The following is a 15,782-nucleotide window of genomic DNA, read 5'->3' on the forward strand; positions in this document are numbered from 1 at the left end:
TGACCACAGACGTTGGTGACGGCGTGGCGTGGTGACATGACGAAGACCTCCGAGTGAAGTGCGAGCTGTCTAGGAACACACCACTCACTCCGGAGGTCTTCGTGGTCCACGGTAATGCCCCGTTGTCGGAAACCGGTCGTTTGAGGCTGGCTCGTTGCATCGTTGAGGAAGGCTGGCCGTTGCGGCGGGCGGCCGAACGCTTCCAGGTCGCGGTGACCACCGCGGCCCGGTGGGCTGGCCGCTATCGTGAGCTTGGGGCCGCTGGAATGGCTGATCGCAGCTCACGGCCGCATCGCAGTCCAACCCAGACGCCGACGCGCACCGAACGTCGCATCATCAAAGTCCGGGTGATCCGCCGTTGGGGGCCAGCGCGTATCGGCTACCTGCTAGGACTTCATCCCTCCACCGTGCACCGGGTGCTGACCCGATATGGCCTGGCCAAGCTGCGCTGGCTGGACCGCCCGACCGACCGCGTCATCCGCCGGATCGAGTCGGCCGGCTGCGGCGAGATGGTGCACGTCGATGTCAAGAAACTTGGCAAGATCCCCGCCGGCGGTGGGTGGCGGATTCTGGGTAAACCGGTGGGCAGACACAACTCGCGTGCCGACAAGAGCAGCGGGCTCGTCGCTAAGTACGGCGAGACCGCGCGCGGCTATCACTTCTTGCACACCGCGATTGATGGGTACTCGCGGCTGGCCTACAGCGAGCTGTTGGCCGACGAACGAAAAGACACAGCAGCACAGTTCTGGCTGCGCGCCAACGCCTGGTTCTTCGAATGCGGGATAACGGTGCGAAATGTATTGACCGACAACGGAGCCTGTTACCGATCACGGCCCTTCGCAGAAGCGCTCGGTGAGATCCGACACCGCCGCACGCGTCCCTATCGGCCCCAGACCAACGGCAAGGTCGAACGATTCCACCGCACGCTGGCCGATGAATGGGCCTATGCCCGTCTCTACCGCAGCGACGCAGAACGCTGCGACGAGTTCAGCGTCTGGCTACACACCTACAATCACCACCGCGGCCACACTGCACTCGGCGGCCAACCACCCGCCACCCGCGTACCTAACCTCTGTGGTCAGTACAACTAGACCGCGGCCTCAACTGGGCGGCGGCGACCAGTGCACGACCTTCATCACGGTCATCTCGTCGAGCAGTTCCGGACCGAAGCCGAACCCGTTCCCGCTCGCGCGGCGCGGTTGCGACGCCCCGCCGGGCGCGCCGCCGAAGACGTCGTTGATCTTGACGGTGCCGACCGGCAGGGCCCGCCACGCCTCCTGCGCGTGCGCCATGTCGGGGGTCAGCACGGTGGCGGCCAACCCGTAGCGATCGTCGGCGGCTTCGCGCAGAGCGGTCTCGAAGTCGGGCACGACCCGCACCGGCGCGACGGGACCGAACGTCTCCTCCCGGAACACCCGCATCCCCGGTGTGCAGTCGGCCAGCACCGTCGGCGGGTAGAACGCACCCGGGCCGGGTCCCGGTTCACCGCCGATCAAGGCGCGCGCGCCGTTGGCGACCGCGTCATCGACGTGGTCCTGCACCACCGCACGCTGCTGCCGATCGACCATCGGCCCGATCCGCTCGCCCCACCCGCGCGCTTCTTCGACCAACGCGTCGAGGAACGCGTCGGCTATCGACTCGACCACGAAAACCCGTTCGACGGACACGCAGATCTGCCCGGCGTTCGCGTACGCGCCCAACGCGGTCTGCTCGGCCGCCCACCGCGGGTCCACCCCGTCGTCGACGATCAGCGCGTCGTTCCCACCGTTCTCCAGCACGGTCTTGGCTCCGCGCTCCGCGCACGCCCGCGCGATCGCCCGCCCGGCCGCACTGCTGCCCACATGTGCCACCACGTCGACGTCCTGCGCCGAGGCCAGCTGGGCGCCGACCGTTCCGTCGCCGTCGAGGATTTCCAGCACACCGTCGGGAAGCTGCTCGGCCAGCAGCTCGGCGAACCGTCGACCGGTTGCCGGGCACCGTTCACTTGGCTTGTGCACCACCGTGTTTCCGGTCACCAGCGCCGCGCCGAGCAGGCCCGCCGCCACGGCCACCGGGTCATTCCACGGGGTCAGCACCGCCACGACACCGCGCGGCTCCGGAACCATCAGGTCGGTCGCCGCCCATGACCCGTGCAAGCTGCGGCCGCGGTGCACCGGGCCGAGTTCGGCGTACTGCACCAACGTGCCCGCGCCGGCGTCGACTCCGCCCACCGCGTCGTCCCGCAGCTTGCCGGTCTCACGCTCGTTGAGCTCGGCCAGTTCGGCCGCCGCTTCGCGGACCGCTGCGGCCGCCCTCGTCAGCGCCTCGGCGCGCTCCGCGGCGGGGGTGCGCGCCCACGTCAGCGCCGCCGCGCGCGCTCGCGCTACGGCTTCGCCACAGGCCGCCGGGTCGGTGATCGGAATCCGGGTCACCATGTCCCCGGTACGAGGGTCCAGAACAGTCAGATCCATGGTTTGTGACACGAAAGGGTCGTACCCGGTTCAAGACCGATCAACCCGTCAGGCCCAACCGTCAGGAGTAGAGCTCCTCGAACTTGCGGATGGATCGGTCGATATCGCCCTTGACCGCCCGCGCGGCCGCGGACCCGATCGGCCCGAACAGCGGCGCTCCGCCGAGATTGAGGGTGAGGGTGAACGCGCTGCCCGTCTTCGTCGGCGCCACGGTCATCGTCAGCCCATACCTGGTGCCGCCCACGCCGTTTCCGCTCACCTCGATGAGCTGGGGCGGGTCGAACTTCTTGATGGTCCAGGTGACCCTGTTGCGCAGACCTTTGGCGCCGGCCACCCCGACGATCGTGGTGCCTACCGACAGTTCGTCGGGCAACTCGCTTCGCCAACCTTCGTGCATCACCAGCCAGTCCCCCAGCGAGTTGAGGTCGGAGACGTGTTCCCACGCGTCCTGTGGGCTCAACGCCAATTCGCGCGACAACTCGAGTTTCGCCATCTCGGGATGGTATCCAGCTCAGCTCGGGGCGGGCAGGCTCAGCACCAGCCGCGCGCCGCCCAGCCGGCTGGTCTCCATCGTCGCGGTTCCGCCGTGCAGCTCGGCCTGCTGGGCCACCAGCGCCAACCCCAGCCCCGAACCGGCGCGCGCCGCGGTCGAGCCGCGCGAGAACCGTTCGAAAACAGCGGCCCGTTCCTCCTCCGGTATCCCCGAGCCGTTGTCGTCGACGGTGATTCTCACGCCTTCGCCCGAGCTCTCGGCGCCGAGCTGGATCTCGGTAGCGCCGCCGTGCTTGATCGCATTGGTGATCGCGTTGTCGACGACGAGCCGCAGCCCGGCCGGCAGCCCCACCATGAGCACCGTCGTCGACGAGGCCAGCGACACCCGCAGACCGGGATAGTTGCGCATCGCGTCGTGCGCGGCCCGGTCCAATAGTTCGGTGATGTCGACGGGCACGAAGTCGTCGACGGTCGTCAGCTCGCCCTGGGCCAGACGCTCCAGCGCGGTGAGCGTCGCCTCGATGCGACTCTGGGTGCGCATCACGTCGGCGATCACCTCCTGGCGCTGCTCGTCGCGCATCTGCAACGTGGACAGCACCTCGAGATTGGTGCGCATCGCGGTCAGCGGGGTGCGAAGTTCGTGCGACGCCACCGCGGCGAAGTCGCGTGCCGATTCCAGTGCCGCCCTGGTGCGTTGCTGTTCATCGCCGATGCGGGCAAGCATTCCTTCGACCGCCTCGGCGATCTCGACGGCCTCCTGCACGCCGCGCACCACCTGGACCTCGTCTGGTTTCGACTGCGCGTTGATTGCGCGCGCCTGCTGGGCGAGCAGGCGGAACGGGTTGATCATGATCGACCACATCACCCAGCCGACGAGCACGGTGCCGACGATCACGCCGCCGCAGATCAGCAGCACCCGGCGGTGCAACTCGTCGATCCGGCGCTGGGTCTCGGCCAGCGGTGCGCCGATCGCGATCAACGCGTCACCGGCGGCGAAAGTGCGCACGCGGTATTCGACGCCATCGATGGTCGTGTCGGCGTAGCCGATGTCGAACTTCGGCAACACGATGTCCTCGGGTATCGAGACGGTGACGCCGTCAACCCGCGCCGTGCGCACCAGCCCGCCGTCCGGGATGGGCGGGTCGACGTCGGCCTGCTGGGCGGTGCGCAGCAGCGTGCTGATGTCGCCGAGGCTGCTGACTGAGTCCAGGCGGCGATCCAGCTGGCTGTACTGGTCGTTGGTGACGCCGAACCACACCCACGCGCCGAGGGTGATCACCAGCGCCACCACCGACAGCGCCGCCACGATCACGATGATCCGCAGCGACAACACCCGGGTCAGCAGCTGGTACAGGCGTCCGCCGAGGCGCATCAGATGCCGCGCGGCAGTTGCGCGCCGATGAGCGGCGCAATCTTCTCGGCCATATAGGTGTGGCCCGCGTCGGTGGGGTGGACGCCGTCGGAGCCGATCAGCTCGGGCCTGTCCACGAACCAGCGCGCGGCGATCGGGTCGATGAACGTCGCACCCGCCAGCTCGGCCTGGTACTCGAGGGTGTCGCGGATACGTATCACCTCAGGGGGGACGTCGGCTGTCGGCCACGGCGGCCCGATCACCAGCAGGCGCGCCGACGGTGCGATCCGACGCGCCAACTGGAATGTGCCGTAGATGAGGATCGACAGCTGGGTGGGCTCGACACCCTGATCGTTGCGAGAACCGAAGAACACCACGAGCGTGTCGTCGGGCTTCACTGTGGCGGCGGTCAGATCCTCGAACAGGCTGCCGCGGTTACCACGGATGCCGTAGCCGGCCCCGCCTTCGGCGCCGACGTCGGCGGTGGTGGCCACCCCTTGTCGGGCCAGGATCTGCCACGCCTGTGTCGGCCATCCTTTCGCGTCGAGCCCGCCCTGGTCGCTGCCGGTCGTGTACGAGTCGCCGATCACCGCGATGCGGTTGACCGCGAAGTTGAGTTCGACGATCTCTTTGTCGCGCAGCGGTTCCCGGTGCTGACATCCCGCGACGATCAAGAGTGCGATCGAAACCACAACCGTCACCACGCGCCTCACCGCTCCAGCGTAGGGCTGCGACGAGGCCAGCACAGCAGCGACTCGCGTGGTCATCCCGCGCGGGCCGAGAACACCTCTGCTCGTTCGCGCGGGTGCAACACGGTCGGCAACTTGCCAGGGGTATCCGAACGCGTGGGGGCGCTCATCATGCCGCGCATCCATTTCCGGGCAGGCTCCTCGACGAAGTGGTACAGCATGACCGCGCCGGTCAGCGCGGCACCGAGCAAGGCAACCATTATCAACTTGCCCGTGAAGTCCGGCGACAGGTGCAGCTCGAACTGCGCCACCAACCAGTTCCAGGTGGTGTGCACCAGCTCATGGACCATGTAAAGGCTGAACGACACGTGTCCCAGGTACACGATCGGCTGCAGCGACAGCAGCCAGGGCAAGGTGCCCGACCCGATGGCCAGCGTGAACAGCAAGGGCACGAACAGCACATCGACCAACCCCGCACCGTCGGTGATCTTGGGCAACGGATGCGCGTCGAGCAGGTAGAGGATGACGACGATCGCCCCGCCCAGCAGGACTGCGGCGTACCCCGCGGCGCGTCGGGCCCGGTCGCTGGGTTGCAGCTTGCGGACCGCGGCGCACACCAGCGCGCCGGCGGTGAACTGCATGACGATTCGCGGCAGCCAACTCCACGGTGTGTAGAACAGGCCGGTTGCCAGCAGCAGCAAAATCGGCGGCATGGTGGCGACGAAGGCCAGCGCGATCAAGCCCCGCGCCCGCGTCGCTCGCGCGATCCGGAAGATCACCAGGATCAGCGCGCCGAACAGGAGATAGGCCAGCCATTCGGCGCTGATCGACCAGGCCGGCCCGTCCCAGCTGGAACCGTCGAAGAACGGCACGAACCACAGCTGGACCATCAGCGCCTGGCGGATGTAGTTCGTGGCGGTCAAGGTGTCGGCCGCCGGGGACGGCACATGGCCGATGTGCAGGGTGAAGATGATCCACAGCGCCGCCAGATGCATGGTCACCAGGTACACCGGCCACACCCGGGCCAAGCGCAACCAGAGGAAGCGCAGGGTCGCCCGCCACGAGAATGACGGGCCCATGCGATCGAGATAGTTCCACGTGAGTACGAACCCGCTGAGCATGAAGAACAGGTCCACGCCCTGCGCACCGCAGTTGAGCAGCGGCGCCAGCGCCGAGCGGAAGCCCGGCACCGATTCCTCCAGAAGCGGTCGGAAGTGAAACAGCACCACCCACACGGCGGCGACGATGCGCAGGCCGGAAAGGGCTCTGATTTCGCCGGTGCGCACAACACTCTCTTCGCGGAAGTCCGTAGCTGTCGGGTCTCGCCGGGTGGTCCACCTCCGCCTGACCACAGACGGGTCACGACCCGGCAGCTTCGGAACAGTACCAGCAGCGCCGCTGCCCGGAACACGCGCGAAATCACTGTGAAACGGCCCCTGCGACGTCGAAAAGCATTGGCGACGAGGCACTTCGGTCAGTGCAGCAACGGGTCTGCCCAAATTCGCGACACGCCGCAGAATCAGGTGTCGAATCAAGTCTTGACTCATTCCAGATAACGCGGCATATTGACAACGTGCCTTCGACGCCCGACTACGCGGAACGGCTGCGCGCAGTCGATCTCCGCGTGACCCGCCCGCGACTCGCGGTGCTGGAGGCGGTCTACGGCAACCCCCACGCCGACACCGAAACGATCTTCGGCGCGGTGCGCCTCGCTCTGCCGGACGTCTCGCGGCAGGCCGTGTACGACGTGCTCGCCGCGCTGACCAGCGCCGGGTTGGTTCGTCGAATCCAGCCCTCGGGTTCGCTCGCCCGGTATGAGTCACGCGTCGGCGACAACCACCACCACGTCGTGTGCCGATCGTGCGGTGTCATCGCGGATGTGGACTGCGCCGTCGGCGAAGCGCCCTGCCTGACGCCATCGGATCCCGATGGCGCGCTGGACGGCTTCGTGCTCGATGAGGCCGAGGTCATCTACTGGGGTCTGTGCCCTGACTGCTCGGTATCGCAAGTTTCCCGATCACGACCGTGATCACAGCCCAATCAACCCACCGGAAGGAACGCTGTGTCTGATACCTCTGACGCTCGCCCCCCTCACGCCGACTCCAAGACGGCCAGTGACAGTGAGAGCGAGAACCCGGTTATCGATTCGCCGAAGCCGAAGGCGCACGCTCCGCTGACGAACCGGGACTGGTGGCCCGAACAGGTCGACGTGTCGGTGCTGCACAAGCAGAACGAAAAAGGCAACCCGCTCGGCGCGGACTTCAATTACGCCGAGGAGTTCAAGAAACTCGACCTCGAGGCGTTCAAGCGCGACGTCTTCGAATTGATCAACACCTCGCAGGACTGGTGGCCCGCCGACTACGGCAGCTATGCCGGCCTGTTCATCCGGATGAGCTGGCACGCCGCGGGCACCTACCGGATCTTCGACGGCCGCGGCGGCGCCGGACAGGGCGCCCAGCGGTTCGCCCCGCTCAACAGCTGGCCGGACAACGCGAGCCTGGACAAGGCCCGCCGGCTGCTGTGGCCGATCAAGCAGAAGTACGGCAACAAGATCTCCTGGGCCGACCTGATCTCGTACGCCGGAAACGCCGCACTGGAGCAGTCGGGCTTCAAGACGATGGGTTTTGCGTTCGGTCGCGAGGACATCTGGGAGCCCGAGGAGATGTTGTGGGGCCAGGAGGACACCTGGCTGGGCACCGACAAGCGCTACGGCGGGACCAACGACAGCGACCGCCAGCTGGCCGAGCCCTTCGGGGCGACGACCATGGGCCTGATCTACGTCAACCCCGAAGGCCCGGAGGGCAAGCCGGATCCGTTGGCCGCAGCACACGACATCCGCGAGACGTTCGGCCGGATGGCGATGAACGACGAGGAGACCGCGGCGCTGATCGTCGGTGGCCACACGCTGGGCAAGACCCACGGTGCGGGCTCGGACGAAGGCATGGGACCCGAGCCCGAGGGCGCCCCGATCGAACAGATGGGGTTGGGCTGGAAGTGCCCGTTCGGCTCCGGTAAGGGTCCTGACACCGTCACCAGCGGCCTCGAGGTCGTCTGGACGCCCACCCCGACCAAGTGGGACAACAGTTACCTCCAGACGCTCTACGGCTACGAGTACGAGCTGACCAAGAGCCCCGCCGGTGCGTGGCAGTTCGAGGCCAAGGATGCCGAGGCGATCATCCCCGACCCGTTCGGCGGCCCGCCGCGCAAGCCGACGATGTTGGTCACCGACCTCTCGATGCGGATCGACCCGATCTACGGCGAGATCACCCGCCGCTGGCTCGACCATCCCGAAGAGATGGACGAGGCCTTCGCCAAGGCCTGGTTCAAGCTGATGCACCGCGACATGGGCCCGATCAGCCGCTACCTCGGGCCGTGGATTCCCGAGCCGCAGCTGTGGCAGGACCCGGTTCCGCAGGTGGACCACGAACTGGTCGACGAGCAGGACATCGCCCAGCTCAAATCGAAGCTGCTCGACTCGGGCCTGACCGTGCAGCAGCTGGTGAAGACGGCCTGGTCGTCGGCATCGAGCTTCCGCGGTACCGACAAGCGGGGCGGCGCCAACGGCGCACGGATCCGGCTGCAGCCGCAGAAGAACTGGGAAGCCAACGAGCCCGCTGAGTTGGCTCAGGTGCTGCCGGTGCTCGAGCGCATCCAGCAGGAGTTCAACTCCTCGGCCACCGGAGGCAAGAAGATCTCGCTGGCCGACGTGATCGTGTTGGGCGGTTCGGCGGCGATCGAAAAGGCCGCCCGCGACGGCGGTTTCGAGATCGACGTGCACTTCGCGCCGGGCCGCACCGACGCCTCCCAGGAGGACACCGACGTGGAGTCGTTCGCGGTGCTCGAACCGCGAGCGGACGGGTTCCGCAACTTCGTGCGGCCGGGCGAGAAGAATCCGTTGGAGCAACTGCTGGTTGAGCGGGCGTACATGCTCGACCTGACGGCTCCGGAGCTGGCGGTGCTGATCGGCGGCCTTCGGGTGCTGAACGTCAACCATGGCGGCAGCAAGCACGGCGTGTTCACCGACAGGCCAGGCGTGCTGAGCAACGACTTCTTCGTCAACCTGGTCGATATGAGCACGGAGTGGAAGCCGTCGGAGACGACCGAGAACGTTTACGAGGGCCGGGACCGTTCCTCAGGGGCGGCCAAGTGGACGGCCACCGCCAACGATCTGGTGTTCGGTTCGAACTCGGTGCTTCGTGGCATCGCCGAGGTCTACGCGCAGGACGACAGCAAGGACAAGTTCGTCGAGGACTTCGTGGCCGCCTGGGTGAAGGTCATGAACAACGATCGGTTCGAACTGGACTGATCGTCCGCATAACAACGACAACGCCCCGCGAGTTACGGCTCGCGGGGCGTTGTCGTTGTCAGTCAAGAGCGAGCATGGCTCGAAGGGCTTCGTCCACCGCTTGCATTTCAACGGTGTCGAGTCGACCGACGAACTCTCCAAGGCGATGTTGCGGATCGACAACGGTGAGCTGTTCGACCATCACGCGGGTCTTGGTGCCGCTGATCTCGATCTCGGGTCGAAACGTGGCTGCGCGCCGGCCTGTCGACGTTGGCGCGATGATCCATGTGGACAGAGGCAGATCATCTGATTGCACGACGACGGCGTACCGAGATCCGGCCTGCTCATGGCCGCGGACATCCTTCGGCGCTTTCAGGCGATAGAGGTCACCACGCACGGATGGCGTCCATCTCGGCGGCGAGCTCCCGTGAGGCCGCAACGTCGTCCGGATCGTTGCGCAGTTCCTCGGCCTCGGCCCGCATGCGTGCGCGGCGGCGAGCACGCTCTGCCTCCAGGATTGCTGCGCGAGCAACCTCGGAACGCGACTGCCCTTCGCTGGTGAGCGAAGCCAGCGCACGCTCGACCTCCGGATCAGTGCGAATCGTAAGTGTTCCCATAAGACAAATCGTAGTGCAAATTGCAGTCGATCTGTATTGTGCGATTGAAAACACGCACGTCATTGATCGGCGTCTGCTCGCTGCGCTGCGCTTAGGTTTCACTCGTGGAGACAAGAATGGCGCCAGAAACTACGCCCGCGCCCTTCCTACTGCTGTCCATCCGCGGCGAGGACGAGGCCGCCGACGACGAGTACCGGGCGATGATGCGCTTCGCCGGCCTGAACACCTCCGGCATGCGGCGCATCCGGTTGACCCACGAATCGCTGGGCCGCATCGATCTCGCCGACTGGTCCGGAATCATCCTCGGCGGCGGGCCATACAACGTCAGCGACACGGCCGAGTCGAAGTCGGCGACGCAGCGGCGGGTCGAGTCCGAGTTACTGGACCTCATCGGCCGCCTCGTCGACCAGGATTTCCCCTTCCTCGGCTGCTGTTACGGCGTCGGCACCCTCGGCACGGTCATCGGCGCCACGGTGGACCGGACACACCCCGAACCGGTCGGCGGGGTCACCGTCACGGTCACACCCGAGGGCCGCAGCGACGAGTTGTTCGCCGAGGTGCCCGACGTCTTCGACGCGTTCGGTGGGCACCGGGAGGGTGCGACCTCGCTTCCGTCGGACACCGTGCGTCTCGCCTCGTCGCCGGACTGCCCGGTGCAGGCGTTCCGGGTCGGACGCCACGTGTACGCCACCCAGTTCCATCCCGAACTGGATCTCGACGGCATGTTGACCCGCATCGAGGTCTACAAGGACCACGGCTACTTTCCGCCCGAGTCGGCAGAAACGCTGAAATCGGCTGCCCGCCAATGGGATGTCCGATACCCGCGGACCATCCTGAAGCGATTCGTCGACAGGTATGCGCGCCGGCGGTGACAGGCGCGATTGGCGCCGGGATCATCGGGGCACTCCATAGTCCGTGCACACCGTCGAGTACTCCCCCGGCCGATCCGCCGACGTCTTCGGAGACGCGTCCCAACCGACAGTCCTGATGTGGCACGGCGCGCAGACCGATTCGCGCACCGCGATGCGGCCGCTGGCCGAACGGGTACACGAACGGGGGCTTGCGGTTGTGCTCGCCGACTGGGACTCGCACGCCGACGACCGTGGCCGGGCGGACCTGCTGGCGTCGGCCGGCTATGCGCGCGAACGCGCCGACGACAAGCCGTTGATAGTTGTCGGCTGGTCGATGGGTGGGCTCGCGGCGGCGGGCCTGGCAATCCACGCTCGACAGTTCGGTGTGACCCACACCGTCTGTCTCGCAGGCGCATTCATGGTTCCCGATCCGATTTCCGGGGATCGGCTACCGAAGCAGTTGGGTGGCGACCCGGTACCGTTCACACTGTTGCACGGCGAGCACGACGACGTCGTACCCCCCGAGGTGAGCCGCGGGTTCGCCGAGACGCTCGAGCGCAGCGGATGGCCGGTCGACTGTGTGGTGCTGCCCGCAGACCACGGCTCGATAGCGGGCGCGACGTATGACCCGGCGGCCGACCGGTATCACCCGGCCACCGATCCAGCGACGCTCGAGGTCGCTGCCGACGTGGCGGTCCGAATCGCCGCCACACTCTGATCACTCCGCGGTGTCGATGCGGTGCGCCCACCGCAGGTGGCCGCCGCCCATGTCGGCACACACGAAGGCCACCCCGTCGGAGCCTTGAGCCGACAGATTCCGCTCCGGACAGTCCATCGCGACGTTGTGCACCCCGACCAGTGGACCGGCAGCGGTCCAGACCCCGATCTTGTTGCAGACGAACGTCGCGCCGGTGGGGCCGAGTCCGTAGTTGAAGTACTTTCCGGGTTTGCACGGCGCGCCTTCGATGACGTTGCGCGCCACGTTGGGTACGCACTCGGCGGAGTAGCAGACCGCTGAGGCATTGGGCGCGAACACGATCGACGCGGCGACGGCCGCCACGGCTGCCGTGGCGGCTATGTGTGAGTGCGCCATCTGTTGATGGTGGCACCTGGCATCGAAGTTCGGGGAGAAATGACTTGACCTCAACATTAGTTGAGGTCGCAGGGTTGTGGCATGGCTACTTCAACGACGCAGGAAATGCTCCAACTACGCGATGACCTCTGGCAGACCCGGATGGACACGCCACTTCCCGGACTCACGACGCACGCCTATCTGTGGCGTGGTCCGTGCGGGAATGTGCTGTTCTACAGTCCGGCCACGGAAGCGGATTTCGACGCAATCGACGCCCTCGGCGGGGTCGCTGCACAGTACCTGTCGCACCTCGACGAGGCGGGTCCGAACTTGGCGCGGATCGAGAAGCGGTTCGGCCGCCGACTGTACGCGCCGGAAGCCGAGATCGACGCCATCGCGAAACATGGCCGCGTCGACGTGCCCGTCGGCACTACGCGCCATGTCGACGCGAACGGTGTCGAGGTGATTCCCACACCGGGCCATTCACCCGGTAGCACAAGCTATCTGGTCACCGGCACCAGCGGTGAAAAATACCTGTTCACCGGCGACACCATGTTCCCCACCGCTGAAGGCACGTGGGCCACCTTCCTGGTACCGGGCCGTGGTGACGCCGACGCGCTCCGAGCAAGTGTCGCGCTGTTGGGCAGCCTCGCACCCGATCTCGTGATCTCCAGCGCCTTCGGGGGTGAGACAGCGTGGACGGCCGTCGACGAGGACCGGTGGGTCGAATGCGTGGCTCAGGCGCTGGCGAGCGTGCCGTCCTAGTCGTTTTCGTCGTTGGTCGCTGATCGGGGCGCCCCGTGTGAAACCTTGGCGGAAAATCGTGTGAAAAATCGCCACAGATTCACAATTTGAGCGAGGCCTGTCCTAGTCGCTGCGCGGCGGTCGCTGGTCGTCGGGATTGTCGGGGTCGGGATCGCCGAACCACCGCGACGGCTCGTGTGTGCCGTATTCGTCGTGCCAGTCCCACCATTCGTAGGGTGGGGTCTGCGGATAGTCCTCCGGCGAATCCTCCCAATCCTCTTGGCGCCCCAATGCGGTCATGTCGAGGTAGCCCCAGGTCGTGACAAACGCCTCGTCGCCACGCTCGTTGATGAAGTACGTGCGGAAGACGCGATCGCCGTCACGAATGAACGCATTGTGACCGTGCCACTCGTCTACGCCGAAGTCCTTGTCGAAAGCTCCGTCCTTTCCGGGCAGGAAGGTGTACCACGGGATGTGCTCCCAACCCATCCGCGCCTTCAGTCGTGCGATGTCTGCCTGCGGCGCCGGCGAGACGTAGACGAGCGTGGTGTCGCGGGCGTTGAGATGGGCGAGGGTGGGGACGTGGTCGGCCATCAAGGAGCAGCCGCAGCAGGCGTGATCGGGCCACCCTTGATCGGCGGGCCCATGGAAAACTTTCGGCCCAAAGAACGCCCGGTAGACGATCAGCTGTCGGCGGCCTTGGAATAGGTCTAGGAGGCTCGCCTTGCCGTCGGGCCCTTCGAACACGTACTCCTTCTGGACAGGTGTCCAGGGCATCCGCCGACGCTGCGCCGCCAACGCGTCTCGCGCGCGGGTGAGCTCCTTTTCCTTGACGAGCATTTCCTTCAGCGCGGCGTCCCATTCCTGCGCCGATACAATTGGTGGTGTTTTCATTTACTCTCTCTCCCTGTCTATTTCGGCGCTAGATCATCCGAGCGACCTGCTGTCAGTCGCGACCATTGGGCGATCGGACGTCCGTTACTGCGCATTGGTTGGCCGTCCTCGGCGAGCGGGAATATTGGCCAGCCCGCTGGCGAGTCCTCCCACGCCTCCTGCCGTCCGTACACGGTGAGATCCATGAGCGCGAGGCTGTAGTCCATGGCCTCTACGCCGCGGTAGTTCGTCCAATACGTTTCGAAGACGCGGTCGCCATCCCGCAGATAGCACACGAGGTGCATGAGTCCTTGTTGGCGTCCGATGAGCAGGGTGTCCAGGGACTCCTGTGCCGAGTACCAGGGCATCTTCCAACCCATGAAGTCGCGGTAGCGACGGCTTTCGCCGTAGGGACCCTGACAGAACACGGCGTAGGTGATGTCACGCGAATGGAGGTAGGACAACTCGGTGACCTGGCTGGTGCACCACGTGCAGCCTTCACACTGCTGGGGTGCTGGATGGCCCGGGTACCACATGAAGTAATACGCGATCAGTTGGCTGCGGCCCTCGAACGTGTCTAGAACCGTGACCGGTCCGTGCGGGCCGAGTAGCTTTGTCGTGGCGTCGATTTCGACCATGGGGAGCCGTCGACGAGCCGCGGCGATCGTGTCACCCTCACGGGTGTGTTCCTTCTCCCGGATACGCAGCGCATCGATTTCCGCTTGCCACGTCGCCCGGTCGGTGATGGCAGGCATGCCCGTCATGACTGCTCGAGTTCTGATTTGAGGTTGGCGAGCTTCCACGGCCAGCCACCGGAGATCAGTTCGCGGACCGTGCTTTCCGGTGGGAAGTCGTCGTGCACGACGGTCAGCTTGACCTGGCCCTCGTCGACCGGCTCGATCTCGAAAGTCACCTTCGACCGGCGTTCATTCGCGGCTTTCTCGATCGTCTCGGAGTCGAGTCCCAGTTCGGTGAGTTCAGGAACGAACGTATGGAAAGTGAAGGCCAGCCGGCGGTACGGATCGGATTCGAGGATGACCTGATCGGGGTGGGCGATCTCGAGCCCATGGTCTGCCCACACGTAGGTCGAGCCCTTCTCCCAGTCCGAGACAATGGCATGGCCCATATAGCGGTCCGAGAAGGCCGGGTCGGTGATGGCCTGCCACAACCGTTCAGGTGTGGTCCGGATGTAGGTGGTGTACACGAACTCTTTGCTGCTCATCGGTTGGGTCTCCAATGCGGTTTTGAGGTCCGCGAGGGTCTGCACCCGTGCGCGGTCGTACTGAGTGATCCAGCGGTCGGCGATCGCGTTGATCGGTTCGGCGTTGAGGTAGTGCAGCTTCTCTCTCCCCCGCCGCACAGTGGTGATGAGATTGGCCTCCTCCAGCACGGCGAGGTGCTTGCTCACCGACTGGCGTGCCATCGACACCCCCGAGCACAGATCCCGCAAGGTCTGGCCGTTGCGGGCGTTGAGGCTGTCGAGAAGCAGGCGCCGGTTCGGGTCGGCCAATGCCCGGAAAACGTCGTCCATCCCCGCCATCTCCGATATGCAGCCGGATGGCTGCATGTCTGACGATAGGCAGCCAGATGGCTGCGTGTCAACCGCGGTATTGACCGTGCAGTTCGCAGTAGTGCATCCGCAGCTCGCGGCTGGGTATGTCCGATCAGTCGTGTTTCGCCTCGTAGCGCAGCAGGACCGTGCCACCCGGGAAGGTGCGGTTCTCCAACAGTCGCATCGAGATCCATGACGGCAGGGTCGGGAAGAACGGGGTGCCGCCGCCCACGGCGGTGGGCGTGACCACGATCCGGTATTCGTCCACCAGTCCGGCTTGCACGATCGGTGCGGCCAGCGTCGCGCCGGCCACCTCGAGTCTGCCGTCGGTTTCGGCTTTCAGCTTCGTCACCACCTCGACAGGGTCGCCGCGTTCCAGGCGGGAATTCCAGTCGACGGATTCCAGGGTGCGCGAGAACACGACCTTGGGCATGTCGCGCCAGATGCGCGCGTAGTCGACGATCATCGGGGTGGCATCCGGGGCCTTGTCAGCGGTCGGCCAGTACGCAGACATCAGTTCGTAGAGCCGGCGGCCGTAGAACGACAGGGCGGTCTCCCGCTCGAAGTCGTTCCAGTACTGGTGCAGTTCTTCACTCGGATCGCTGAAGTCGATGTTGCCTTGTGCGTCGGCGATGTACCCGTCCACCGACACGTTGAAGCCATAGATGAGTTTGCCCATGCAGATCAGACTGCACCGGAGGGCACAACTCATCGCGACGCCACACCAGAGATTGTTGAACTCCTCGTGGATGGGCGAGCGCGAGGCGGCCTCGTTGGTAGTGGACGATCGACCGGTCTTCCGATGA

18 protein-coding genes are annotated in these 15,782 nt (G+C 65.9%); 6 read left to right on the forward strand and 12 right to left on the reverse strand.

Features of this window, described 5'->3' with window-relative positions; all coding sequences use genetic code 11:
• Positions 1 to 101: 101 nt before the first annotated feature.
• Positions 102 to 1,091 carry an IS481 family transposase gene (locus G6N18_RS03400; protein ID WP_083002749.1) on the forward strand — a complete coding sequence of 330 codons (990 nt, stop codon included), beginning with the start codon at positions 102 to 104 and terminating at the stop codon, positions 1,089 to 1,091.
• Positions 1,092 to 1,100: 9 nt separating this feature from the next.
• On the opposite strand, the gene G6N18_RS03405 is transcribed toward G6N18_RS03400, so the two are convergent.
• From G6N18_RS03405 to G6N18_RS03425, 5 genes are all read right to left on the reverse strand, one after another.
• Positions 1,101 to 2,450, reverse strand: a complete 1,350-nt coding sequence (locus tag G6N18_RS03405; protein WP_179962357.1) for an aldehyde dehydrogenase family protein — start codon at positions 2,448 to 2,450, stop codon at positions 1,101 to 1,103.
• Positions 2,451 to 2,511: 61 nt separating this feature from the next.
• Positions 2,512 to 2,943: a type II toxin-antitoxin system Rv0910 family toxin gene (locus G6N18_RS03410; RefSeq protein ID WP_067217319.1), complete on the reverse strand. Its 432-nt coding sequence runs from the start codon at positions 2,941 to 2,943 to the stop codon at positions 2,512 to 2,514.
• An 18-nt stretch (positions 2,944 to 2,961) separates the two neighbouring features.
• Positions 2,962 to 4,314 carry a sensor histidine kinase gene (locus G6N18_RS03415; protein ID WP_083002746.1) on the reverse strand — a complete coding sequence of 451 codons (1,353 nt, stop codon included), beginning with the start codon at positions 4,312 to 4,314 and terminating at the stop codon, positions 2,962 to 2,964.
• A complete protein-coding gene (locus G6N18_RS03420; RefSeq protein ID WP_067217409.1) occupies positions 4,314 to 5,006 on the reverse strand; it encodes an Rv0518 family GDSL lipase in 693 nt (230 codons plus the stop codon). The genes G6N18_RS03415 and G6N18_RS03420 overlap by 1 nt, the downstream gene beginning before the upstream one ends.
• Positions 5,007 to 5,056: 50 nt before the next feature.
• Entirely contained in the window at positions 5,057 to 6,268 is a 1,212-nt protein-coding gene (locus tag G6N18_RS03425) for an acyltransferase family protein (protein WP_083002742.1), read from the reverse strand.
• A gap of 287 nt (positions 6,269 to 6,555) precedes the next feature.
• Here G6N18_RS03425 and G6N18_RS03430 point away from each other — a divergent pair, with 287 nt between their 5' ends.
• The gene (locus tag G6N18_RS03430) at positions 6,556 to 7,011 is read left to right on the forward strand and encodes a Fur family transcriptional regulator (protein WP_067217332.1); all 456 of its coding nucleotides are present in this window, start codon (positions 6,556 to 6,558) and stop codon (positions 7,009 to 7,011) included.
• A gap of 33 nt (positions 7,012 to 7,044) precedes the next feature.
• Complete coding sequence (gene katG / locus G6N18_RS03435) at positions 7,045 to 9,288, forward strand: catalase/peroxidase HPI (protein WP_083002739.1); 2,244 nt, start codon at positions 7,045 to 7,047, stop codon at positions 9,286 to 9,288.
• 58 nt (positions 9,289 to 9,346) lie between these two features.
• Here the strand turns inward: katG and G6N18_RS03440 are convergent, their stop codons facing one another.
• Entirely contained in the window at positions 9,347 to 9,664 is a 318-nt protein-coding gene (locus G6N18_RS03440; RefSeq protein WP_067217338.1) for a type II toxin-antitoxin system PemK/MazF family toxin, read from the reverse strand.
• Positions 9,654 to 9,884, reverse strand: coding sequence for a hypothetical protein (locus tag G6N18_RS03445; RefSeq protein WP_067217344.1), 231 nt, complete (start codon positions 9,882 to 9,884; stop codon positions 9,654 to 9,656). Before G6N18_RS03445 ends, G6N18_RS03440 begins: the two co-directional genes overlap by 11 nt.
• Positions 9,885 to 10,000: 116 nt before the next feature.
• Between G6N18_RS03445 and G6N18_RS03450 the strand changes: the two genes are divergently transcribed.
• Both G6N18_RS03450 and G6N18_RS03455 read left to right on the forward strand, forming a co-directional pair.
• Complete coding sequence (locus G6N18_RS03450) at positions 10,001 to 10,756, forward strand: glutamine amidotransferase (protein ID WP_083002735.1); 756 nt, start codon at positions 10,001 to 10,003, stop codon at positions 10,754 to 10,756.
• A gap of 43 nt (positions 10,757 to 10,799) precedes the next feature.
• Positions 10,800 to 11,453, forward strand: a complete 654-nt coding sequence (locus G6N18_RS03455) for an alpha/beta hydrolase family protein (RefSeq protein WP_234806177.1) — start codon at positions 10,800 to 10,802, stop codon at positions 11,451 to 11,453.
• On the opposite strand, the gene G6N18_RS03460 is transcribed toward G6N18_RS03455, so the two are convergent.
• Positions 11,454 to 11,828, reverse strand: a complete 375-nt coding sequence (locus tag G6N18_RS03460; RefSeq protein ID WP_067217350.1) for a hypothetical protein — start codon at positions 11,826 to 11,828, stop codon at positions 11,454 to 11,456.
• 81 nt (positions 11,829 to 11,909) lie between these two features.
• Between G6N18_RS03460 and G6N18_RS03465 the strand changes: the two genes are divergently transcribed.
• Positions 11,910 to 12,572: an MBL fold metallo-hydrolase gene (locus G6N18_RS03465; protein WP_109749471.1), complete on the forward strand. Its 663-nt coding sequence runs from the start codon at positions 11,910 to 11,912 to the stop codon at positions 12,570 to 12,572.
• Between the two features lie 102 nt (positions 12,573 to 12,674).
• Here the strand turns inward: G6N18_RS03465 and G6N18_RS03470 are convergent, their stop codons facing one another.
• The 4 genes from G6N18_RS03470 to G6N18_RS03485 form a co-directional block, all read right to left on the reverse strand.
• Positions 12,675 to 13,445: a DUF899 domain-containing protein gene (locus G6N18_RS03470; RefSeq protein WP_083002732.1), complete on the reverse strand. Its 771-nt coding sequence runs from the start codon at positions 13,443 to 13,445 to the stop codon at positions 12,675 to 12,677.
• Between the two features lie 17 nt (positions 13,446 to 13,462).
• Positions 13,463 to 14,179, reverse strand: a complete 717-nt coding sequence (locus G6N18_RS03475; RefSeq protein ID WP_308215051.1) for a DUF899 family protein — start codon at positions 14,177 to 14,179, stop codon at positions 13,463 to 13,465.
• Between the two features lie 5 nt (positions 14,180 to 14,184).
• Positions 14,185 to 14,955 carry an ArsR/SmtB family transcription factor gene (locus G6N18_RS03480; RefSeq protein WP_067225177.1) on the reverse strand — a complete coding sequence of 257 codons (771 nt, stop codon included), beginning with the start codon at positions 14,953 to 14,955 and terminating at the stop codon, positions 14,185 to 14,187.
• Positions 14,956 to 15,088: 133 nt separating this feature from the next.
• Positions 15,089 to 15,655: a dihydrofolate reductase family protein gene (locus G6N18_RS03485; protein WP_067225170.1), complete on the reverse strand. Its 567-nt coding sequence runs from the start codon at positions 15,653 to 15,655 to the stop codon at positions 15,089 to 15,091.
• Positions 15,656 to 15,782 lie beyond the last annotated feature (127 nt).

Source organism: Mycolicibacterium celeriflavum, assembly GCF_010731795.1.
In the GTDB taxonomy this organism is placed as follows: domain Bacteria; phylum Actinomycetota; class Actinomycetes; order Mycobacteriales; family Mycobacteriaceae; genus Mycobacterium; species Mycobacterium celeriflavum.